The organism is Bacillus cereus group sp. BfR-BA-01523, assembly GCF_022662615.1.
Classification (GTDB): domain Bacteria; phylum Bacillota; class Bacilli; order Bacillales; family Bacillaceae_G; genus Bacillus_A; species Bacillus_A mycoides.
Genome location: NZ_JAKUDX010000001.1, coordinates 514,031 through 535,425, shown reverse-complemented (window position 1 = coordinate 535,425; position 21,395 = coordinate 514,031). Strand labels below are relative to the sequence as shown.

Genomic DNA, 21,395 nt, shown 5'->3' with positions numbered 1-21,395 from the left:
TGATATATTTTTGAGTTAAAAAGTGTTTTGATAAGGTGGGAATGGATATGAAAGAGGAGAATAAGAGAGGTTGGGGAAAGTACATACTATTTATATTTGTCCTAGTAGTAACGTACCAGTCTTTCACTTTATGTAAAGTGGAAGGAAAATCAATGCAGCCAACTTTACATGAAGAAGACTACGTATTTGTAAATAAAGCTGCGGTACATTTTTCTAGCTTACAGCACGGAGAAATCGTCATTATTAAGGAAGAGGATGAGTCGAAATATTATGTGAAACGTGTAATAGGGCTTCCTGGTGACGTAATTAACATAACGAATGGAACTGTATACGTAAATGACAAAAAGCAAGATGAACCTTATATAAATAAAGATTTATATAACAATACACAAGTGTTTTATAATTTTCAAAAGACAAAGATTCCGCCAAATAAGTTATTTGTAATGGGAGACAATCGTGAACAAAGTAAGGATAGTCGAAATGGTTTAGGATATATTGAAGAAGATAATATAATAGGAAAAGTGGAATTTGTGTACTATCCTTTTTCGAAAATGAAAATCATAAAATAAGTGGGGATTCACAAAACCCCACTTATTAAAGTTTCACTTTATCCCGCATTAACGGGCAGTAAGACTCCCACTTTAAAATTCAGCTGGGGCAAAGAAGTTAGGTGGGAGATCAACTGCCCGTAAAAGCCCGATTGGTGAAGGCTAATAATCAGTGGGGGATGGACAAAACTCCCCCACTGATTAAAGTTTCACTTTATCTTCTTTAAAAAACCTTTTGGATTAAATGATATGAAAAACTTATGTTTAGATTCATCGATTATGAAATTGCTATTTTTAGTTAAAAACTCTTCCACAGCTTCCATTGGGCCAGGTCCCCAATCAGGAAGGAGAGGATTCCCGTTAATACTTGTATCTTCTACAATAATGTAACTGCCAGTGGTTACAATAGATTTATAAAGTAAGAGTTCTTTCGATACATGTTCTTTACTATGATCAGAATCTAAAATAACTAAAATCACATCATCAGGTTTGCGCATACTTAATATTGATTGGACGGCCTGTACAGAAACAGATGAAGCTGTTAAATACGTAATTCGATTATGGGATGGCCGATTTGGTTGCGGAGTTATATCGATAGTAAGTACGTGACCTTTTCCAATTAAATCTAACATAGAAGCTAAAAACAGTGCACTACCACCGTAAAAAGTTCCGCATTCAATAATTAAATCAGGCTTTAATTCGTATAATATTTCTTGATACAAAAAGAGATCAGAAGGAAGTTTGCAGATTGGAACCCCGAACCAGTGTGTACCATGTAACCAAACGTTGCTGTCGTAATATTGTTTTAGAAATTCGCTACTAATGTTATCGATTTTGAATTCTCCTTTCTAAAAAGGATTCTTTCATACGTAAAGAGTTTACGTATGAAAGTTGTACTATATATTATGTGGTAAGGGATTATAAGGCGAGTGTTTTCACGTGAAAATAAGCCAAATAACACATGTGGAAAATGAATTGCTTACAAAAGAAGATGTAAATGAAAGGAAATAATCGTATGTATAAGTACACAATTTGCTTCATTAGAAAAGGAGATAGAATACTTTTACTAAATAGAAACAAGAAGCCGACAATGGGAATGTGGAATGGTGTCGGAGGGAAAATAGAAGAGTATGAAACGCCATACGAAGGAGTCATTAGAGAAACCTTTGAGGAAACGGGTATAGAGCTTCATAGTGCAACGTATAAAGGGAATGTTATTTTTAAAGATAAAGACGAACCTCAGGATAGTGAGGGAATGTATGTATTTTTTGCTGATTTACGAGATGAAGTACATATTGATACGCCAGTAAGCACTGATGAAGGTATATTAGAATGGAAGTCAATTGATTGGATATTAGATGGTGATAATAGAGGTGTAGTTAGCAATTTGCAAAGATATTTACCGATATTATTAAAAGAGGACAACAATTTAGAGCATATATTCATATATGATAATCGGAATATTATTGATTACAAAACTACACTTTTGATAGAAGATAATACGAAAAAACGATATGAAAAATATCTCGTTTCTCAATAAGAGAAGAAACGTTAAAATACGAAGAGAAAGCCAAATTCTTTATGGGAATTTGGCTTTTTACAAGGAATGCTAATTCAAATTTTACTCTTCATAATTTGCTTTAATAATAAAGCGGTGTTGCTTCACATCGAAATATCCTTTTTGCAAGATGATCTCATGTATGCGATATAATTCCTCGTTATAGCTTTCTACTGTAAAATCAGGAATTTGCCACGGAATTGCTTGCAAGTAATAGACAACAGCACCGACATCATAAAAACGCTGAAGAGGGAATTCTTCTTTCGCTTCTAAAATAGTAAATCCATTTTGTTCTAATTCACTACATGCCGTTTCGAGTGACCAACTTGAAAATTCGCTATTCAGCGGTGTGCCAAACTGCTCATTCAGTTCCGCACAATCAAGACCACCGACTTGTTGTGTAAGAAATGTTCCATTGATGGAAAGACTTCTTTTCACTTCAGAAGTAGAATAGGATTCATGTTGATTCACAATTAAATCAAACTGACCATCTTGAAATGGTAAAGCAGTATCATCAGTCACTTCTACGACTATAACTCCTAAAGGTTCTAATTTCTTTCGTGCAATTGGGACATTCGGAGCATAGCCCTCAGTCGCATAAATAGTTGACGGGAACGGTTGTAACATAGATAAAAACTCTCCACCACCAGTCCCCATATCTAGCATTGATTTTGCACGTTGCATAAGCTGGAAAGCAGTGCTACCGTATGACCATGATAGGGGCTCGCTATTCATACGGCCAGTTTCTGAAATGAAAGAGAAATCCCAGCCGCTAAAGTTAGTCTTTGCACTTTCTAATAGTGCTGAAAATAATGGATCACGTTTCATATTGTTGTCCTCCTATTTCGTTAATAAATGATATAGTAAGAAAAGAAAAAGGGAGGACCTCTTATTAAAGTGGAACGGTTTTATGTTTCGTGTTCGAATAGATTCATATAAATTAGCTCCTTGCGAGAATGGTTATTTATATATTCGGGAGTATCGAGTGAAAATCCTTTGAAATTATAGGGGAAGGCAGTTGTTTAATAAAAAATTGGATGGAGTTTACAGACAAAGAGTACGACCAAATATGGGATAGGGTATATAGTGATTTTGAGTTTTCGCCAAGTGATTCTACATTCCCATCATTTAAGGTGCCAAGTCCCTTTATAACATATGATATTTCTCATTACTTCAGAGAGTCGGTAGATTTAGATGTATATGACGACCTGGAAGAAAAAGCATTACTAGTTTTTAAAGAGAATACGATATCGAATGAATATATAATGGCACTTGATTGGCAACATGAATGTTACTGGGTAAATCCACATTTAAAGTTTGATAGAAATGAATTTGATGAGTGGACAATCCCGATTTTTCCAAATGGAGATTATTATTTCTTTATTCAGAAGGACTTTAAGTCGGGCTATTTAGGGCATCCGTGGGAGGAGAGTATAACGATATTTGGAAAAGAATTAATAGAGAGCTTTGAACAACGTAAGCCAGAAATGTTTCAAAATATATTAAGGCAGGGATAATGTTTTAAAGAGAAAAAACGCTTATACTTCATTTTTGAAGCATAAGCGTTTTTATTTAAAATACTTAAAAACAAAAATATTTTGGTAAAGTTCCATTTTTTATCACAGTCCTTAATCCATGTTTCATAATCCAAGGGTTAACAGGATGTTTTTTATCTAGCAATTCTCGCAACCATCGAAAAACGAGTTCTTTATCTTCTTTCGTAATATCATTAATGTGATTGGCTACAGATTTTTGAACATACTTAGAAGGGTCATTCATTAATGGCTCAAGAAGCTTTAAATTATTTCTGAAGTCACCTTTCAGAGCTCCTATTTTTTTTGCCCAAGGAAGTCTTGGTCTAGTACCTTCTGAAACTAATCTCCTGATGTGGCTGTTTTCATCACGTAACCATTGCTGCAATATGTCCAAGGTTTCTTCATGGTATTTTTCAAGATAAGGACGAATGGCATATTCAGCAGTATTTCTTTTTGTTATTTCATACATTGCATTGAATGAGGAGTCAAAATCGTTAAGGCCATATTTTTCAACGTATTTTGCAATAGGCATGTACATATATCCGTTTGTAAATGTGCCTACTTCTGTTGTGTTTTCTGGTCCTAATGTTTTCAGTAATATATGTATTGCTTCATTAAAATCTTTTTGTAATGCATTGTGTAATTCATCTGCTATTACTTCGACACGTTGCTTTAACTCTAAATTTTCAACTTTATATGTTACGGAATCCACAAAATTTTTTTTAGAGAAATTAGAATCATGTTTAGAAATAGAATCAGCCATTTTTTCTGCTAATTCTTTGTTGAATAAAAATTTTAGCGGAACATATTTTCCCATTTTTTCACCTCAGTGGTCAGTTGAAACAATTGTTATTTTTTTATCGACAATCCATACACCAACGTCTCACTAGGAGCCGTAATGCTAAAACCAGTCGTCTTATAATCAAGTTTTAACGTATCACCAGTATAGTCTTTCGTGAATGAGTCCATTTGTATAATAAGCTGTTCATCTTCATATGCAACATCATCTGCATGATATGTATCCCAAATTAAATCGACATCAACGAAAATGCTGCAAGAGTTTGTCATTGTTCCTCTAATACGAATGATCTTTTTGTCTTCACGTTCTAGTCTATGTATAGCTGCTTTTGCTTCATCAGTAATACGAATGTTCATGTGATCCCAACCTTTAAGTTTATTTACTTTATTATTGCAAAAAGATAAGAAATAGGGAAGTAAATGGGATTGTAATAAAAAACGAGCAAACAAATTTGTTTGCTCGTTTTGCTATACTTTGTTCTATTTCAGTTCACATTTATCAAGTGGAATGACTTTCGTTTTCTTAGTAAATTTATAGCCTAACCATAGTACTAAGAAGAGTGGTAAACCAATGTAAGAAACGAGTACACCGTTCCAGTCGATAGATGCTCCCGTAAATGCTCCGTAGTTTTGACCTAAAATAACGATAACACAAAGTGTAAATGCAAAGATTGGACCGAACGGGAACCATTTTGCTTGATATGGTAAATCTTTTAAATCTTTCCCTTGGGCAATATAAGCTTTACGGAAACGGTAATGACTAATAGCAATCCCTACCCAAGCAATAAATCCTGACATCCCAGAAGCATTTAATAACCAAATGTATACAACACCGTCACCGAATAAAGAAGCGATGAAAGCGACGCTACCAACTACTGATGTTGCAATTAATGCGTTAACAGGTACACCGCGGCTATCTAATTTCCCTAAGAACTTTGGTGCTTTTCCTTGGCGAGCTAAATCCCAAAGCATACGAGTTGATGCGTACATTCCAGAGTTACCAGCAGAAAGTACTGCAGTTAAAATAACAGCGTTCATAACAGAAGCAGCGAAGGCAACGCCCGCTTTTTCAAATACAAGTGTAAATGGACTTACTGTAACATCACTTGCTGCAAGGCTTTCAGTCGTATAAGGAATTAATAAACCGATAACGAGAATTGCTAAAATATAGAATAATAAAATGCGCCAAAAGATAGAACGAATTGCTTTCGGAATATTGCGTTCTGGATCAGCAGTTTCACCAGCAGCTACTCCTAATAATTCAGTTCCTTGGAATGAGAAACCAGCAGCCATAAATACACCGATAATTGCCATGATGCCGCCATTAAATGGTGCATCTGCAACAGTGAAGTTTTTAAAGCCGACAGATTCGCCGCCCATAATTCCAAAAATCATCATAAAACCTACAATTAAAAAGATAATAATAGTAACTACTTTAATAAGTGCGAACCAATATTCAGATTCACCAAAACCTTTAACAGATAAATAGTTTAAGAGAAAAATAATAGCTAAACAAAGTCCACTCCAAATAAGAGAAGGGGTATCTGGGAACCAAAATTTCATAATTAATGTTACGGCCGCTAGTTCAGCTGCAATCGTAATCGCCCAGTTATACCAATAGTTCCATCCAAGTGCAAAACCAAGTGATGGATCAACAAATTTTGTTGCATAAGTACTAAAAGATCCAGTAACAGGCATGTAAGCCGCGAGTTCTGCTAAGCTTGTCATTAAAAAATAAACCATAATTCCAATTGCGGCATATGCGACTAATGCACCGCCAGGACCAGCTGAATGGATAACACCACCACTGGCAAGAAATAATCCGGTACCGATTGTACCACCGAGAGAAATCATCGTAAGGTGACGAGATTTTAATCCGCGTTTTAATTCACCTTGTCCTTGTGTAGTTTGCGTTTTAGAGGTAGATTGATTTGTTGCGCTATTCATGTTCAACACTCCTTTTCTTGTAGGTTAGGAAGGAGCGGGGGAGAAAAATACAAAAAACCGCCAAAGGAATTAGGCGGAACGTTTCACAAATAACCACCCCATCATACCCTTCCGTTAAGATAGCACACCACGTTTACACGGTAATTTTGTAAACGTGACAGTTCTGTTCCTTTCGGAGACAGCCCCAGCTCATATTTCCAGAGAAGAAATATAAACTTCGGCAACTTTTCCTTTCAAACGGAGTCAGTGACATTCGCTGTGTCTCGTCCGTTTTACTTTTAAAAGTCGCAACCTCTACCTCATCGGATTGATGAGGATTTATAAATTGCTATGATTTTTAATATATGGCAATTGTAATGATTTTCTGAATATATTGCAAGGGATTTTGTTAGGAAAAGTCAAAAAATATCGGTTATTGTATAGGAAACGCTTGCAAAACTCCACCCGAACCTACTTTTATGTAACAATAAGCAAAGAAAAAATTGTTATACAAATGTTTCGCAAAAAATATTGAAAAACCCTTTAAAATTAAAAGAAAATTCAGAAAATATAATTCGACATAACTATTAAAAGGGGATTATTCCTTAAATTCGTTTCAAAGAAATAAGTATAAATCCGATAAATAGAATGAATATTCTTTTTATTTCTGATAAAATTGAGGTATTGTTTAATTGAAAAGGGGATATCATTATGAAATTAGAAACGGAAAGATTATATATAGTACCGTGTACAGAAGAATGGATTCAAATTGCGAATAATCAAGGATACAATAGTGGCCCACATATTGTGGGGCATATAGAAAATGTGAAACGAGATGTGGCTTCATTACCGTGGGGACCGTGGTATGTTATTCGGAAAGAGGATGATGTGGTTCTAGGTGATATAGGATTTAAAGGGAAACCGAATGAGCAACATACAGTAGAAAATGGTTATGGATTTATTGAGAAATATTGGAATAAAGGGTATGCAACAGAAGCAGTTAGTGAATTAATGAAATGGGCTTTTCAAACAGGGGAAGTGAAAACGATTATAGCGGAGACACTCCTTGATAATTATAGCTCCATTCGTGTATTAGAGAAATTACATATGAAAAGAGTAAATAGTACTGAAACGATGGTCAATTGGAAAATAGAAAAATAAAAAATACCGCTCGAAGTAAATCGGGCGGTATTATTATTAATTATGGTAACATTTGTTTTTGATCTTTCGGATAGCCGGCTGTCGATACGTTAGAACGATTGGAATGATTACGAACAGCAATAAAAATAGATATAATAACGACAAGACCAACTGCAACGTAAGAAAGTGTAATAATAGTTGGATCTACTTTAAATGTAGTAAGCAGTGTACGTATATTCGTAAAGATAATAAGTCCGCCAACGAGTACGCCAAGTAAATGAGAAGGAACGATGCGTACTAACCATGCGGCGATTGGTGCGGCAACAATACCACCAAGCATGAGGGCAAATACCCAAACCCAGCTTATTTGTTCCCAGCCAAGTGAGATGAAAAAGCCGATTGTTGCAGCGAGTGAAACAGGAAATTCGCTCGTATCTACAGATCCAATAACTTTTCTAGCATCATTTCCTTTTGCAAGAAGAACAGGTGTCGTAATAGGTCCCCAGCCACCACCGCCAGTTGAATCAACGAATCCTGCGAACAGACCGAGTGGTACAAGTTGTTTTGCAGACATACGTTTATTTGAAGCAACAATTTGTTTTTGAATGATGAATCGTAATAAAATATAAACCCCTAAAGTAAATAAAAATATGGAAATGTACGGTTTAATTACATCACCAGGTAAATTGCTTAAAAAACATGCCCCAATAAATGCGCCAATTGCTCCTGGTAATGTAAGTCTGGAAACTGTATATTTATCAACGTTTCCAAATTTGATATGAGATGCACCAGAAGCGGCGGTTGTAACGACTTCAGCTAAATGAACTGATGCGGAAGCTACAGCTGGTGCGATACCAAACATTAATAATAGTGAGGTAGACGTTACCCCGTACGCCATACCAAGTGCGCCATCAATCAATTGAGCGAAAAATCCAATAATAGCAAAGACAATTAATTTCTGCATAAATAATCCCCCTGTAATAATAAATGAAAAAGACACTTTTCCCGTATGAGAAAAGTGCCTTTGGTTTTTCCAATCAGCAATAATTAAATTTGTTTTATTATAATACACATTAATCGTATAAATCAACTGGGTTTTAAAGTTTTTTGAATTGAACGAAAGAAAAATAAAATATACAATAAAAGGATGGAGAGAAAGGGGAGAAAGACTATGTTAGCATTTGATCATCTCGTTCACGCAGTGCATTGTACACCGGAGGAAGCGGCAAAACAAATGCAGGAGCATGGATTTCATACTGCATTAGGCGGTGAGCATACGACTTGGGGTACTTGGAATAGTTTATGTTATTTTGATTTATCATATATAGAATTTTTAGCAGTTCAGCATGAAGAAAAAGCGAAAGAAGCAGAAAATCCATTAGTACAAGAAACAGTGGTGAAATTAAAAAATGGAGAAGGGATGCTACAAATCGCAATTCGAACAGATGCAATTGAAGAACTAGCAGTTAAATTTAGTAAGCACGGCTTACATACGATAGGACCATTTGAAGGGAAACGGATGAGAAAAGATGGCCGGCTTTTAGAATGGAAAATGTTATTTGTAAAGCAAGAAGAGAATGGACCGAAATTACCATTCTTTATACAGTGGAATGAAACGGATGAAGAAAGAAGAAACGATTTACGGAAAATAGGGACGATCACTGAACATAAAAATAAAGTACAAGAAATTGAAACGATTCATTATACGGTGAAAAATGTTCGAGAAACAGTGCGGAAATGGAAAGAAGTAATGGAGCTAACTGCAAATTCAATCATACAAAATGAAGAATGGAATGCTGAGTGTCAAAGTGTATCGTTTGGTGATGTTCATGTGCAGTTTTGTGAACCAGTTGGAGAAGGGCTAGTACTAGAACGTTTGAAGCATCATGGCGAATATCCATTTGCAGTGGAGTTTAAAGGGGAAAATAAACGAGAGTATGAAGTGTTAGGTAGTTTGTTCGTATATTAATAGAGGTGAGTTTTGTGGAAGAAATGTTAAGAGAGATAGAAAGAAAACTAGAGTGGTCACGTATTGTAAAATGTACAGCAATTACAAAAGGTTTTTCACACGAAGAGAAGTATAAAATTGACCTAGAGAATCGAGAAACTTATTTTGTAAAAGTGTGTGATTCTGCTAATTATGAACGAAAACAAGAAGAATATATGTATATGCAACAATTGGAGTTATTACATATTCCAACGCCGAAGTTAATTCATTTCATAAAACTTGAGGGATTAAATAAATGTGTTCAAGTATTTGAATGGACCCAAGGTGTAAATGGTCAAGAGAGCTTAAGCAAGCTATCGGTGGAAGAACAGTATAATGCAGGAAGAAGAGCAGGGGAAATATTAAAGAGAATTCACTCGATAGAAAGAGAAAGTGCAAGTAATAAATGGGAAATATTTAGGTGGAATAAGTATGAAAGGTACATAGAGGCATTAGCAGATTATGAGGTGAATTTTCTGGATTTGAAGCCAGTATTAACCTTTGTAGAAAATCATAAAGACTTATTGAAAAATCGGCCTATCACATTTTTACACGATGATTACCACCCAGCAAATAGTATGATTCACAATAAAGAGTTTATCGTTATTGATTTTGGTGGATATGATTTTGGCGATCCAATACACGATTTTTATAACGTAGCGATTTTTACTACAAGAATAAGCAAACCATTTGCGGTTGGACAAGTTCACGGTTATTGCGGAGGCAATCCGTCACTCCACTTTTGGAAACTGTATTCATTATATGCAGCGATGACATTCCCAGCGGATATCGTATGGACAAACCGAAGCACGCCACATTTAGTAGAGGATATGAAAGAAAGATTGAACCGAATTATAGAAGATCATAATCATTTTTCATCTTATATTCCAAAATGGTATCAATCACAACATGAGGATATAATAAACAATAAATAACGGAGGGATTCATTTGGATAAAATTGCGGTAATTTCAGATATACATGGTAATATTCCGGCATTAGAATCAGTACTGAAAGATATTAAATTAAGAGGAATTGACCGTATTATTTGTCTTGGAGATTTAGTAGGAAAAGGTCCGCATTCTAGCGAAGTAATTGAAATCGTTCGTAAAGAATGTGAAGGAACCGTAATGGGAAACTGGGATGATTTCATTACAAAACCGACTGAATTTGAAGCGTTAAAATGGCATCAAAAACAATTATCAGAAGAACAAAATGACTATTTAAGAAGCTTACCATTTTCAATCGAATTTTTTATGAGCGGCAAACTCATTCGTATGTTCCACGCTTCACCAAGAAGTTTATATGAAAGAATTCAACCACATGCAACAAGAGAAGAGCGTATTAGTATGTTCGAAAATAGTGAGCTCACAGAGAATATAGAAGGGGAAAGAAAACCAGATGTCGTTTGTTACGGTGACGTTCATCAGGCGTATGTGCAAAATTTTAGAGGGAAAACGTTATGTAATGCTGGTAGCGTAGGAAATCCTCTTGAAATTACACAAGCTTCCTATTTAATTTTTGAAGGAACATACAATGAAAAAGAAGCAGCAAGCTTTTCCATTCAACTCGTACGTGTACCATATGATATTGAACTAGCCATCAGGCTAGCAGAAGAACTCGATATGCCAGAAATTGAAGAATACAAACAAGAGTTACGGACGGCTTTATATCGAGGGTTTAAGGGGAAATAAGGAAAATATAAATCAATAAAAATATATCTATCATAACTTAAAATATATCAACGATTTTTTTCAATATATCGATTTACCAACAAATAGCGATAAAATTAATTTACTGCAATTATATTATGTAAACAATATACAGGAGGGAATGTCATGCTCCGAAAACAATACATGAAAGAAATTGCTGATCATATTTTAACGTTAAAATTAACCCATCCAATAAGAGTTGGAGTAAATGGTATTACAGCTTCAGGAAAGACAACATTTGCAAACGAACTGGCAGAGGAAATGAAAAATCGGGGAGTACAAGTAACACGCGCCAGCATTGACGATTTTCATAACCCTAGAGTGATTCGTTATGCACAAGGAAAAGAGTCTGCAAGAGGGTATTATGAAGATGCACACGATTATACAGCTTTCAAAGAAAGGCTATTAAAACCTTTAGGACCTAACGGGAATTTACAGTATGAAACGATTTCTCATAACTTAATAACGGACATGCCTGTACATAATACGCCGCTAGTGGCCTCGCCAAATATGGTGCTAATAGTAGATGGAACATTTTTATTGAAAAAAGAAATTGAGTATCTATTTGACTATAAAATTTTCGTAGATACAGATTTTGAGATTGCGAGAAAACGTGGTGCAGAGCGTGAGACTGAGGCTTTTGGAAGTTATGAAGAAGCAGAGAAAATGTTTATAAACAGATATCATGCAGCTTGTAAGATGTATATAGATGAGCATAATCCGAAAGAATGTGCGAATGTTATATTTCAGAATAGTAATTTTGATGATCCAGTAGTTGTATTTAAATGAATTTAAAATCGTTTATATAGCAAAAAGTTCGTGAAAGGGGATGCGTCGGGTGGATAAAAAAGATAATCCGAACGATTGGCCTGTATGGGCGAATGAGTCAGTAGAGATAGTTAATGCAAATCCTGATTGGCAAGATAAAGGACGATGTGAAGAACAGCAACTTTATGAACTGCTTACTCCTCTCGGTATTAGCAAAGTAATACATATAGGAAGTACATCCATACCTGGTTTACCTGCAAAACCTATCATTGATCTAATGGCTGAAACAGGCTCATTTGATAGAGTGCTCGATATTTCAGCAAAATTGTCTATATATGATTGGCATTATGTAGGCCTGGAATTAGATGAAAGACCTTGGAGAAGGTTCTTTGTGAAAGTGAAGAATAATAGGCGTGTAGCTCACCTGCATTTAATGGTTAAAGGAACTGAGCGATGGGAGCAACAACTTTTATTTCGTAACCGCTTACGAGAAAATCCACAATTAGTTTATGATTATTCAAATCTAAAGCACGAGTTAGCTAAAAGGTTTAGCCAAGATAGAGAAGCATACACAAAAGCTAAAACAGAGTTTATTAAACAAGTTCTAAAATGATTTGATTTTTGATTGTAAATACGTTTGAATACAAATGAAAAAAATACTTTATTTTATAAATTAAACTTACATGAAATGCATGTAAACAAAGTGAGAAGCTTTGGTGTTCCAATGTATTTCCTTTTATTTCTCGGGAGAAATTTATATAATTGAATCAAGTTCATAGAAAGATAGGGACTAAAACTATATTAAAAGTCGACTTAATTTTATGAGGGAAATTACAGGGGATAAGGCGAAAATAAGTTAAAAAACGTAAAAAGGGGATAGGGAATATAATGACAGAAGTACTAGAACTAAAAGAAGAATTACAACAAATTCAAAATAATAATTATGCTGTGCCAGAAGATGTAGATGCATATCCATATGCACAGTGGATGCTAGATTATATCGGATCACCTGATGCTGAATTACGTGATGATTTGATTTATAGTACGCTTCACAAATGGATTACAAATGATGTATTTAGACAAAAAGAATTACGAGGATTAATGTTACAAGCAATTAGTCCTGATTATTTATTTTATAAAATTGGTGAAAAGGGAACAGATTCTGTATTTAAACGTGCGTTCTCTGTTTTAATTCCACCACTTATTTTATCTGTTCATGAAAGAGAACCATTGTTATCTGAAGAACAACTGTATAGTGTGGCAGAACAAGTTCTGGAATATGTCTATTTAGAAGAAGATGTAAGAGGCTATGTAGAAGGAAAAGGCTGGGCACATTCTACTGCACATGCGGCAGATGCACTAGATGCTTTAGCACGTACAATACAAAATCGTGAGTTTTCATATGCAATACTAGCTGCTGTTCGTCAGAAGGTTCGTTTAAATGATTACGTGTACATACACTTTGAGGATGAGAGATTAGTAACGCCAATGATGTCGTTACGTAACCAAAATCTTTTAACTGAAGAAGAGTGGAGCAACTGGCTACATAGTATAGCAATTGTTGAAGATATCCCACATCCTCAACATGATATTTTAGTACAAAATATTAGAGCTTTCTTAAGAAGTTTATATTTCAGAGCTTTAGAGAAAGAGGGCGCTACTGCCTTTACAGATGATATATTGGAGACTTTGAAGGATTTGCGTAGGTATTAAAAATCGTCCATACTTAGAAACACAGAGAAAATATTAATTTTGAAAAATTTATTAGAAATTTATTTTTACATTGTACCCTTTCATTATAGGCTGAAAGGGGTGTCAAATGAAAAAAATATTGAAGATAGGAAAGATAATATTTTTTGTGTGTAGTAGCATTATTTTCCTTGGAACAGGCACTGTATTTATTTATCATAACTATCAATTAAGAATGGAATCGAAATTAATAAATAATGAAGGTGAACTTATTAATTTCAATAATAAAAAAATGAATGTTTATAATGAGGGGAGCGGGAAGGATACGTTTGTATTTATGGCCGGATCTGGAATTGCCGCTCCTGTTTATGAATTGAAAGGATTATATAGTGAATTTTCGAAAGAAAACAAGATTTCTGTAATTGAGAGAGCTGGTTATGGATACAGTGATGTTTTTCGGGATGATAGAGATATTGATACGATATTAGAACAAACGAGAGAAGCACTTATTCGAAGTGGAAATAAACCACCATACATTTTAGTACCACACTCTCTATCGGGAATAGAGGCTATTTATTGGGCGCAAAAATATCCAAGTGAAGTAAAAGGGATTATTGCGTTAGATATTGGTTTACCTAAACAGTACGTAACTCATAAAATAGGCATGGTTGATTCATTAAGAATAAAAGGGATGAATATTTTAACGGAAATTGGTTTTCAAAGGTTAGTTCCTTCTATTACTTATAATCCCGAAGTAATTCAGCAATCCTTTTTAACTGAACAGGAAAAAAATATTTATAAAGCGCTTTCGTATAAACAAGCTTTTAATGATGATATGAAGCAAGAACTTTTACAAAGCTACAATAACAGTAAAAAATCAAATTCCTTATCAATCCCAAAAGAAACACCTATTTTATTTATAGATGCGATTGCTAGGCAAAATAAAGATTCGAAGTATACAAAGCAAAAAAACAAAGATTATGAGGAGTTTGCTGGCAAGTTATTAATAGCTGATGTGAAAATAATTGAAGGTACACATAGTATTTATTTATACGCTCCAGATGAAATATACAAATTTGCTATGGATTTTATTAATAATAAAGTAGTGAAGAACTAAGCTATTGTTATTTTAGTGATGGAAGGTCTACATAATGAAAGAATATAACATATTAATTGTTGAAGACGATTTGATGATAGGAGATATATTACAAAAAATTTTGCAGCGTGAGAAGTACAATGTGTATTGGGAGAAAGAAGGAAAGAATGTTCTTGATGTAATTCATGAGATAGATTTAGTCATAATGGATGTTATGTTACCAGGTGAAGATGGTTATCAAATTACAAAGAAAATAAAAAATCTAGGATTAAATATTCCTATTATATTTCTATCAGCTCGGAATGATATTGATAGTAAATTAAAAGGTTTGACTATTGGAGAAGAATACATGATAAAACCTTTTGATCCTCGAGAATTATTGTTAAGAATTCAGAAAATGTTAGACAATCAATATGGTACTTTCACGCAAATTAAACATTTATTTATAGATGCAGAATATAAAAAGGTTTTCATTAATGGTTTGCGTGATGAAGTTGCGTTTACAGCGATTGAGCGTAAAATATTCTTCTATTTATATGAAAATAGAGATAGAATTTTAACAAAAGAACACTTCTTTGATTACTTATGGCAACTCGAAGATAGAAATCAAAATATCATGAACGTACATGTAAAAAAAATCAGGGCCAAAATCGATGATAAAACAGGTGATATTATTCAAAATATTTATGGAGAAGGGTATAGACTAAATACCTATATGAAGAAATGAACTTAAAGAAAAAATATCAGTTACTACTATTCTCCGCTATTATTAGCGTACCATTGTTATTGTTGTCGATTAGTATCTTTGTATCAGTTATTTATAATGCTGCCTTTAAAACTAAAAATAAGAACATTCCGTTTCACGAATCCTTTGCATACCCTACTATGTTAATCATTTTTTTATTATCATTATCAGTATTAGCTTTTGTATTTTCAAAATCGATTAACACAGTATTAAATAAAATTAATGTATTAAATCAAACGATTCGAGATTTAGCAAGTGATAAAAAAATCCCTAATATAATAGATGTCAAAAGCGACGATGAAATGGGGGAACTAATTAGGTCAGTAAACTTGCTTATAGAAAGAACGACTTATCGAGAATTAGAACTACAACAACAGAAACAAATAAAAAAGGAACTATTAAATAAATTACGGCATGATATTAATACACCCTTAACAGCTGTTAGATTGCAATTATATTATTTAGAAGGTGATTACGAAGAACAAGCACCAGTACTTGAATCAATGTATAAGCAGATACAATATATAAGTAATTTAACTAACGAATTTAATATTCAATCTACAGAGACATTAGAGAATACTTATATTGTAAATGATGAAGTGAATATACATAGTTTAATAGAAAATATGGTTAAAAAATGGAGCTATTTGTATAGTGTTCATAAAATTGAATTAGTATATAATCCACAAGATAAAGAGTTGGTATGGAATAGTAATGAGTTATGGATTCAAAGGCTATTTGATAATATTTTTCAAAATGTCCTTAAACATTCACAAGCTAAAAAACTCAAAATCATTATAGATGAAGATATGGTTTCTTTTAGAGATAATGGGATTGGGTTTGATATAAATAGTGAAAGAACGGGACTTGGTTTGAAAAATATTGAAGATATATCAAAGATGTTCGATATAAAATATACTTTACAATCCAATAGTGAGGGGACTATGTTTTCATTTGAAAACACTCAAGTTTAGAGAAAAGCACATAAAACTAATAACTTCAAAACATACTAATAAAATGTTTTGGAGGTGAGTTTTATGGATAAAAAAGATTTTCAAAAAGTTTATAATGATTATTTACATCAAGGAGAAGAGCAAGCTCAATTTGAAGTAGACCATGAAGTCAATTCAGGAGCAGAACAAATTGTTGCCGTTCGTAAAAATGATGATGGGGATTTAATTGCTTTTAAGACAAGTAGCGGGAGAGAGTTAGATTATATTACAGCTCTTAGTGAAGCGAAATCAGGGAATTTAGCTCATGTGGACGTATTTCATAAGTATGGTAGAGATATTATACGTAGTGAACCTGATGGAATAAAGGAAAATAACTTAGATAATTTACCTTCATTTTAAACAGGTAAACCTCAAGAAGAGAATGTTCATTTGGATATTCTCTTCTTTGTTTTGTGAAGTTTTCCTTGCAAATAGACGGTTCATTTTTAAAGTGCAATTATACTTTTAAAGAGCTCTCTAAATTTCTCTTTATCTTCTGCTGTAAATGGTTTCGGTCCCTTTGTACGCTTACCGCTTTTTCGAACCATTGCACTTAAATACCGTGTTTGTAACAATTGTTCAATGTTTTCATTCGTATACTTATAGCCTTTATGATGTAGAACGATACAGCCTTTTGCTAAAGCAAGCGAAGCAAGACCGTAATCTTGCGTTACGATTAAATCTTCTTTTTTTGCTAACTGCATAATCCGGTAATCCGCAGCATCCGCTCCGGAATCAACATAAATTGTTTCCACACCTACAGGCTGTTCCGCATTAGAATAATGAGAAAAGCTAGTAACGAGGGTAACGGGAATTTCTGCATTCGTAGCCTCTAAAATAATTACATCTTTTACAGGGCAAGCATCTGCATCAACGTAAATTTTCATTTTATCACTCCTAAAACTAGGTTCGAGTTGATGATAATGGTAGATTTAGGTTTTGTCAAACGATGATTTTGTATTTTGACTTGCAAAAATTGTATATTTTTTTAAAAAAATGCTAACATATAGTTGATGGAATAATAATAATTTTCAGAAAGAAGGAATTGAATGATTTATAAAGCAGATAACAATGTAAGGGAAAAGTTAGTTGAGATGTTTGATAATTTTGATAGTACTATTGTACTTTCATATCTACAAGGGCATATGGGAAGTGCATGGGTAGACAATCTTGAAAATCCAACTGTTGCTCAAATAACTGTAGGGATTTTTGTGTTTTATGCTGGGAATCCAAATATAGAAGAAGCGAAAGAGTTACTATACAATCTTCCTGATTTTACTCTCGCTATTGTTGATTCGAATGAATGGAAAGAACGGATAGAGGCTATACATAAAGGATCAATTGAGAAGTTTAAAAGATTCAGATTTAATAAGAACCCTGACGATTTAGATAAAGGATACATACGGGATCTATTGTCTACTTTACCTCAAGATTACGAAATGAAAAGAGTCGACAAAAATATAGCAAAGTCCTCGTCATTCCATGCACTCTCAGAAGATTTTATAAGTCAGTTTGATTCAATCGATGATTTTATTGATAGAGGCGTAGGGTATGCTATTTTAAATAAAGGAAAAGTTGTTTCTGCGGCAACATCATTTAGTGTATATGATGATGGAATCGAGATTGAAATTGCTAGTCATCCTGAACATAGAAGGAAAGGTTTAGCCACAATTGTAGCATCTGAACTAATATTAGATTGTCTAGATAGAGGGAAATACCCTAGTTGGGATGGAGCAAATTCTGAATCTGTTGAACTAGCAAAAAAGCTAGGCTACACTTTTAAAGAATCTTATGATACATATTTTATTGAAATAAAAAAATGAACCAATACAAGTACATAGACTAAAGTGGTTTTTAGTTTATGTACTTAGTTAAAAATTAATTAAATTTTACTGACATATTTAAGGATGCTACTCATTTTCCACAAACTAAAATAGCCTCACGCAAACGAGAAATTCCCTCCTCAATTTGATCAATATTTACTTTTCCATAAGACAAACGTATATAACCATCTTTCGCGCCGAAAATACTGCCTGGCATAAAGGCAATTTCTTGTTTTAAGCTTTGCATAATGAGTTGTTTTTCGTTTATCGGTTCGTTTAATTTTCCCCATATGTATATACCACCGGTTGGGCTTGAGAAAGAGATTTTATCGTGAAGTTGCTCGTTTAGGGCACGAACGATAATGTCTCTTTTTTCTGCTAGTTGTTTTCGTAACGGTACGATATGCGACTGAAATGGTACAGTTTCGAAAAATTGTTGTATAAGCCACTGCGGGAATATACTCATTCCTAATTCCATTTGGTGACGCGCATCTGATAATCGCTCTACGACAGACTGCGGAGCGACAAGCCAGCCAACTCGTAACCCTGGCGCAATCATTTTTGATAAGGAATGAACATAAATGACTGTTCCGTTTTCATCAATCGATTTTAAAGTAGGGCAAGGTTGTTTATTTTCTAACGTAAGTAAACTGGACGGGTCATCTTCAACGATCGCGATTCGTAAGTCTGCGCAAAGTGATAGCAGTTTCTTTCTACGGTTTGGATGCAGCATCGTTCCCGTAGGGTTTTGGAAATTTGGATTTAAAAAGATCATTTTAATACGATGCTTTCTATATAACTCTTGCACATCGTCTGGATTAATACCGTGTTCATCGACAGGTAATGGAAAAATACGAATACCTGCCGATTGGAATAACGGTAATGAATAACAGTGTGAAGGGCTTTCGAAAGCGACTGCGTCACCTGGATTTAATAAACATTGTACGATAAGGTGAAGTGCTTGTTGGGCGCCGGATGTAATCATAATCGATTGTTCGGTCGCTTCAACTTTTAAATATTCCTTCATATATTTTACTACCGCTTGTCTTAGCGGGAGATACCCCTGGGGATGATCGTAACTTAATGACTGCGTTAACGGTTGTTCTCGCAAAATTGTTTGTAGTTGATCGTGAGGATAGAGATTACAACCGAGCTCTCCGTTTGCGAAATCTATAATGTTCTCATTTTGTTGTACTTCTGCCCGAATATGGCGAAGTAACGGTAAGTTTGGTAAAAAAGTACCACCTTCTACGAAACCTCTCCAGTTCGGCGTTAATGTTGGAGAAACGCCCCACATATGTGTACTCACACGTGTACCTTTACCAGTCGTACTTTCTACAATTCCCATAGCACGTAGTTCATTATAAGCGGTCGTTACCGTACTTCGGTTTACATTTAACTGCGTAGCTAATTTCCGTTCTGAAGGGAGGAAGCTACCTGGAGGAAGTTCTCCGTATGTAATACGTTTTTCAATAAAGTCAACAACTTGCTGATAAATAGGGATTTTACTGTCGTTATCTAGCTTCCATTCCATACAAACGCCTCCGCAAATCTTATATACATTAAGTATAACAAATTGGCTGGGTAAAAAAACAGCCAATTGGACGGTGTTATATCCAGCCAATTTTACTATGCTAAATAGGGAAGGGGAGATTCGGATGAAACGATGGCAAATGGAGTGGCTCCTAGTATCAGTTGCATTAGTATGGGGAGCAAATTATACAATTGGAAAGTATGGCGTGGCATTTATGTCATCCATTCAATTTAATAGTTTACGATTTTTAGTAGCATCACCGGTATTATTACTTATTACATTTATTATGGAACGCTCATTACGTATTGAAAGAAAAGATTGGTTACGATTAGTAGCAGTTGGTATCGTTGGAACGACAATGTACCAAACGATGTTTATGCTATCTGTGAAATATACTTCAGCAACGAACGCCTCATTATTAATTGCAATGTCACCTATATTTACAGGGATATTAGCAGTATTGCACAAACAAGAACGTTTTTCGATGAAAGTACAAATTGGTTCAATAGTAGCATTTATTGGTGCAGCATTCGTTTTATTAACAGGGCATACGGGAGGAGCTACATACGAGTATGCGTGGCTCGGAAATGTAATTGGATTAGTCGCAGCAATTGCGTGGGGATGGTATCCCATTTTAGCGCAACCACTTATCACAAAATACTCTGCAATGAGAGTTACATCATGGTCTACTTTAATTGGAATTGTACCACTCGTTGTATATTGTTTATTCAACGTAAATACGTTAACGTGGCCAGTAGATATGCCAAGCTGGGGATCACTAGCATATTCAATCGTCTTTGCGACCATCTTCGGACTTGCCATGTGGTATGTCGGTATTAGTAAAATAGGCTCAACGAAAGTAATGGTTTATATGTATCTCGTACCATTGTTCGCAGTTATCTTTGCGGCAGTAACAATTGGAGAGCAAATCAATATGATGCAACTCGTTGGCGGACTTATTATCTTTATCGGCTTATATGTTGTAAAAAAAGGTGGAATCAAAAAGCCAGCTCTCAATTTGAAAAAAGTAAGCTAACAGTAAAAAGGATCTCTTTCATATAGAAGGAGATCCTTTTTTATTTCGTAATAAAAGCGCTTGTTCAACGGCCCATTTTTGATGATCGTGAAGTAAATGTTCTATAGCAAGCGATGGAGACATCCATTGTAAAATATGGTCTTCTTCATGAACTTCAACTTCATGTATCTTTTGTACAATGTAAAAGAACCCATCATTTAAATAATATGTATTTTCTTTTTCGGCATAAAAATATCGTGCTGCATTACCGATATAACGATCAATTTCAATCGCCCAACCTAATTCCTCTAGTAATTCACGATGCAAACATGCTTCTTTCGTTTCCGTACCTTCCATACCGCCACCAGGTAAAAAGTAATGTTCTCCTTTTTCGATGATAGCTATTTTTGAGCAAGTATTGTTAAAAATAACCGCATAGCAACTTGGCCGTAATACATACTGAACAGTAGGTTCTTTATAACCAAATGTAAGTTTTGAAATCATAAAACACGACCTTTCTCTATAAAATAC

General features: G+C 34.4%; 25 protein-coding genes and 1 riboswitch. Of the genes, 16 read left to right on the top strand and 9 right to left on the bottom strand.

Features of this window, described 5'->3' with window-relative positions; translation table 11 throughout:
• Positions 1 to 47: 47 nt before the first annotated feature.
• Entirely contained in the window at positions 48 to 569 is a 522-nt protein-coding gene (gene lepB / locus MR066_RS02805; protein ID WP_002142345.1) for a signal peptidase I, read from the top strand.
• A 188-nt stretch (positions 570 to 757) separates the two neighbouring features.
• On the opposite strand, the gene MR066_RS02800 is transcribed toward lepB, so the two are convergent.
• Positions 758 to 1,381, bottom strand: a complete 624-nt coding sequence (locus MR066_RS02800; RefSeq protein WP_078178857.1) for a cephalosporin hydroxylase family protein — start codon at positions 1,379 to 1,381, stop codon at positions 758 to 760.
• Positions 1,382 to 1,563: 182 nt separating this feature from the next.
• Here MR066_RS02800 and MR066_RS02795 point away from each other — a divergent pair, with 182 nt between their 5' ends.
• On the top strand, positions 1,564 to 2,088 hold the full coding sequence (locus MR066_RS02795) for an NUDIX hydrolase (RefSeq protein WP_242245912.1): 525 nt from the start codon (positions 1,564 to 1,566) through the stop codon (positions 2,086 to 2,088).
• Positions 2,089 to 2,169: 81 nt separating this feature from the next.
• Here MR066_RS02795 and MR066_RS02790 read toward each other — a convergent pair whose 3' ends face one another.
• On the bottom strand, positions 2,170 to 2,934 hold the full coding sequence (locus tag MR066_RS02790; RefSeq protein WP_242245911.1) for a class I SAM-dependent methyltransferase: 765 nt from the start codon (positions 2,932 to 2,934) through the stop codon (positions 2,170 to 2,172).
• Between the two features lie 197 nt (positions 2,935 to 3,131).
• Here MR066_RS02790 and MR066_RS02785 point away from each other — a divergent pair, with 197 nt between their 5' ends.
• Positions 3,132 to 3,623 (top strand): DUF2716 domain-containing protein, encoded by a 492-nt coding sequence (locus tag MR066_RS02785; protein WP_242246093.1) that lies wholly within the window; start codon positions 3,132 to 3,134, stop codon positions 3,621 to 3,623.
• Between the two features lie 64 nt (positions 3,624 to 3,687).
• Here MR066_RS02785 and MR066_RS02780 read toward each other — a convergent pair whose 3' ends face one another.
• The 3 genes from MR066_RS02780 to MR066_RS02770 all read right to left on the bottom strand — a co-directional run bounded on the left by MR066_RS02780 (position 3,688) and on the right by MR066_RS02770 (position 6,386).
• On the bottom strand, positions 3,688 to 4,458 hold the full coding sequence (locus tag MR066_RS02780) for a DNA alkylation repair protein (RefSeq protein ID WP_242245910.1): 771 nt from the start codon (positions 4,456 to 4,458) through the stop codon (positions 3,688 to 3,690).
• Positions 4,459 to 4,490: 32 nt separating this feature from the next.
• The gene (locus MR066_RS02775) at positions 4,491 to 4,796 is read right to left on the bottom strand and encodes an iron-sulfur cluster biosynthesis family protein (RefSeq protein ID WP_242245909.1); all 306 of its coding nucleotides are present in this window, start codon (positions 4,794 to 4,796) and stop codon (positions 4,491 to 4,493) included.
• 123 nt (positions 4,797 to 4,919) lie between these two features.
• Positions 4,920 to 6,386: an amino acid permease gene (locus MR066_RS02770; protein ID WP_002013597.1), complete on the bottom strand. Its 1,467-nt coding sequence runs from the start codon at positions 6,384 to 6,386 to the stop codon at positions 4,920 to 4,922.
• A gap of 112 nt (positions 6,387 to 6,498) precedes the next feature.
• A riboswitch (Lysine riboswitch) is annotated at positions 6,499 to 6,691 on the bottom strand.
• A 385-nt stretch (positions 6,692 to 7,076) separates the two neighbouring features.
• Between MR066_RS02770 and MR066_RS02765 the strand changes: the two genes are divergently transcribed.
• Positions 7,077 to 7,526, top strand: coding sequence for a GNAT family N-acetyltransferase (locus MR066_RS02765; protein ID WP_242245908.1), 450 nt, complete (start codon positions 7,077 to 7,079; stop codon positions 7,524 to 7,526).
• Between the two features lie 40 nt (positions 7,527 to 7,566).
• Here the strand turns inward: MR066_RS02765 and MR066_RS02760 are convergent, their stop codons facing one another.
• A complete protein-coding gene (locus MR066_RS02760; RefSeq protein ID WP_242245902.1) occupies positions 7,567 to 8,469 on the bottom strand; it encodes a sulfite exporter TauE/SafE family protein in 903 nt (300 codons plus the stop codon).
• 207 nt (positions 8,470 to 8,676) lie between these two features.
• Between MR066_RS02760 and MR066_RS02755 the strand changes: the two genes are divergently transcribed.
• From MR066_RS02755 to MR066_RS02710, 10 genes are all read left to right on the top strand, one after another.
• Positions 8,677 to 9,474, top strand: coding sequence for a VOC family protein (locus MR066_RS02755; RefSeq protein WP_002032964.1), 798 nt, complete (start codon positions 8,677 to 8,679; stop codon positions 9,472 to 9,474).
• A 14-nt stretch (positions 9,475 to 9,488) separates the two neighbouring features.
• A complete protein-coding gene (locus MR066_RS02750; protein WP_242245900.1) occupies positions 9,489 to 10,427 on the top strand; it encodes an aminoglycoside phosphotransferase family protein in 939 nt (312 codons plus the stop codon).
• Positions 10,428 to 10,440: 13 nt separating this feature from the next.
• The gene (locus MR066_RS02745) at positions 10,441 to 11,184 is read left to right on the top strand and encodes a metallophosphoesterase family protein (protein ID WP_242245899.1); all 744 of its coding nucleotides are present in this window, start codon (positions 10,441 to 10,443) and stop codon (positions 11,182 to 11,184) included.
• Between the two features lie 144 nt (positions 11,185 to 11,328).
• Positions 11,329 to 11,991, top strand: a complete 663-nt coding sequence (locus tag MR066_RS02740; RefSeq protein WP_242245898.1) for an AAA family ATPase — start codon at positions 11,329 to 11,331, stop codon at positions 11,989 to 11,991.
• A gap of 49 nt (positions 11,992 to 12,040) precedes the next feature.
• A complete protein-coding gene (locus tag MR066_RS02735; protein ID WP_242246092.1) occupies positions 12,041 to 12,583 on the top strand; it encodes a GrpB family protein in 543 nt (180 codons plus the stop codon).
• A 275-nt stretch (positions 12,584 to 12,858) separates the two neighbouring features.
• Positions 12,859 to 13,683, top strand: coding sequence for a DUF2785 domain-containing protein (locus MR066_RS02730; RefSeq protein ID WP_242245896.1), 825 nt, complete (start codon positions 12,859 to 12,861; stop codon positions 13,681 to 13,683).
• Between the two features lie 106 nt (positions 13,684 to 13,789).
• Positions 13,790 to 14,776, top strand: coding sequence for an alpha/beta fold hydrolase (locus MR066_RS02725; RefSeq protein WP_242245894.1), 987 nt, complete (start codon positions 13,790 to 13,792; stop codon positions 14,774 to 14,776).
• Between the two features lie 34 nt (positions 14,777 to 14,810).
• Positions 14,811 to 15,482: a response regulator transcription factor gene (locus MR066_RS02720; protein WP_242245892.1), complete on the top strand. Its 672-nt coding sequence runs from the start codon at positions 14,811 to 14,813 to the stop codon at positions 15,480 to 15,482.
• Positions 15,479 to 16,474, top strand: coding sequence for a sensor histidine kinase (locus tag MR066_RS02715; RefSeq protein WP_242245891.1), 996 nt, complete (start codon positions 15,479 to 15,481; stop codon positions 16,472 to 16,474). The genes MR066_RS02720 and MR066_RS02715 overlap by 4 nt, the downstream gene beginning before the upstream one ends.
• Before the next feature lie 63 nt (positions 16,475 to 16,537).
• A complete protein-coding gene (locus tag MR066_RS02710) occupies positions 16,538 to 16,852 on the top strand; it encodes a DUF3892 domain-containing protein (protein ID WP_242245890.1) in 315 nt (104 codons plus the stop codon).
• An 86-nt stretch (positions 16,853 to 16,938) separates the two neighbouring features.
• Here the strand turns inward: MR066_RS02710 and MR066_RS02705 are convergent, their stop codons facing one another.
• Positions 16,939 to 17,379: a YaiI/YqxD family protein gene (locus MR066_RS02705; RefSeq protein ID WP_242245889.1), complete on the bottom strand. Its 441-nt coding sequence runs from the start codon at positions 17,377 to 17,379 to the stop codon at positions 16,939 to 16,941.
• A gap of 162 nt (positions 17,380 to 17,541) precedes the next feature.
• Between MR066_RS02705 and MR066_RS02700 the strand changes: the two genes are divergently transcribed.
• Complete coding sequence (locus tag MR066_RS02700) at positions 17,542 to 18,315, top strand: GNAT family N-acetyltransferase (protein ID WP_242245888.1); 774 nt, start codon at positions 17,542 to 17,544, stop codon at positions 18,313 to 18,315.
• Between the two features lie 91 nt (positions 18,316 to 18,406).
• On the opposite strand, the gene pdxR is transcribed toward MR066_RS02700, so the two are convergent.
• Entirely contained in the window at positions 18,407 to 19,849 is a 1,443-nt protein-coding gene (gene pdxR, locus MR066_RS02695; RefSeq protein ID WP_060750386.1) for a MocR-like pyridoxine biosynthesis transcription factor PdxR, read from the bottom strand.
• A 124-nt stretch (positions 19,850 to 19,973) separates the two neighbouring features.
• Between pdxR and MR066_RS02690 the strand changes: the two genes are divergently transcribed.
• The gene (locus MR066_RS02690) at positions 19,974 to 20,885 is read left to right on the top strand and encodes a DMT family transporter (protein WP_242245887.1); all 912 of its coding nucleotides are present in this window, start codon (positions 19,974 to 19,976) and stop codon (positions 20,883 to 20,885) included.
• A gap of 18 nt (positions 20,886 to 20,903) precedes the next feature.
• On the opposite strand, the gene MR066_RS02685 is transcribed toward MR066_RS02690, so the two are convergent.
• A complete protein-coding gene (locus MR066_RS02685) occupies positions 20,904 to 21,368 on the bottom strand; it encodes an NUDIX hydrolase (RefSeq protein WP_242245886.1) in 465 nt (154 codons plus the stop codon).
• Positions 21,369 to 21,395 lie beyond the last annotated feature (27 nt).

Coding starts and splice junctions, on each gene's coding strand:
- MR066_RS02710 (WP_242245890.1), top strand. CDS start 16,538: ATGGATAAAAAAGATTTTCAAAAAGTTTATAATGATTATTTACATCAA.
- MR066_RS02705 (WP_242245889.1), bottom strand. CDS start 17,379: ATGAAAATTTACGTTGATGCAGATGCTTGCCCTGTAAAAGATGTAATT.
- lepB (WP_002142345.1), top strand. CDS start 48: ATGAAAGAGGAGAATAAGAGAGGTTGGGGAAAGTACATACTATTTATA.
- MR066_RS02690 (WP_242245887.1), top strand. CDS start 19,974: ATGAAACGATGGCAAATGGAGTGGCTCCTAGTATCAGTTGCATTAGTA.
- MR066_RS02760 (WP_242245902.1), bottom strand. CDS start 8,469: ATGCAGAAATTAATTGTCTTTGCTATTATTGGATTTTTCGCTCAATTG.
- pdxR (WP_060750386.1), bottom strand. CDS start 19,849: ATGGAATGGAAGCTAGATAACGACAGTAAAATCCCTATTTATCAGCAA.
- MR066_RS02720 (WP_242245892.1), top strand. CDS start 14,811: ATGAAAGAATATAACATATTAATTGTTGAAGACGATTTGATGATAGGA.
- MR066_RS02685 (WP_242245886.1), bottom strand. CDS start 21,368: ATGATTTCAAAACTTACATTTGGTTATAAAGAACCTACTGTTCAGTAT.
- MR066_RS02780 (WP_242245910.1), bottom strand. CDS start 4,458: ATGGGAAAATATGTTCCGCTAAAATTTTTATTCAACAAAGAATTAGCA.
- MR066_RS02700 (WP_242245888.1), top strand. CDS start 17,542: ATGATTTATAAAGCAGATAACAATGTAAGGGAAAAGTTAGTTGAGATG.
- MR066_RS02790 (WP_242245911.1), bottom strand. CDS start 2,934: ATGAAACGTGATCCATTATTTTCAGCACTATTAGAAAGTGCAAAGACT.
- MR066_RS02770 (WP_002013597.1), bottom strand. CDS start 6,386: ATGAATAGCGCAACAAATCAATCTACCTCTAAAACGCAAACTACACAA.
- MR066_RS02730 (WP_242245896.1), top strand. CDS start 12,859: ATGACAGAAGTACTAGAACTAAAAGAAGAATTACAACAAATTCAAAAT.
- MR066_RS02765 (WP_242245908.1), top strand. CDS start 7,077: ATGAAATTAGAAACGGAAAGATTATATATAGTACCGTGTACAGAAGAA.
- MR066_RS02775 (WP_242245909.1), bottom strand. CDS start 4,796: ATGAACATTCGTATTACTGATGAAGCAAAAGCAGCTATACATAGACTA.
- MR066_RS02725 (WP_242245894.1), top strand. CDS start 13,790: ATGAAAAAAATATTGAAGATAGGAAAGATAATATTTTTTGTGTGTAGT.
- MR066_RS02795 (WP_242245912.1), top strand. CDS start 1,564: ATGTATAAGTACACAATTTGCTTCATTAGAAAAGGAGATAGAATACTT.
- MR066_RS02715 (WP_242245891.1), top strand. CDS start 15,479: ATGAACTTAAAGAAAAAATATCAGTTACTACTATTCTCCGCTATTATT.
- MR066_RS02755 (WP_002032964.1), top strand. CDS start 8,677: ATGTTAGCATTTGATCATCTCGTTCACGCAGTGCATTGTACACCGGAG.
- MR066_RS02740 (WP_242245898.1), top strand. CDS start 11,329: ATGCTCCGAAAACAATACATGAAAGAAATTGCTGATCATATTTTAACG.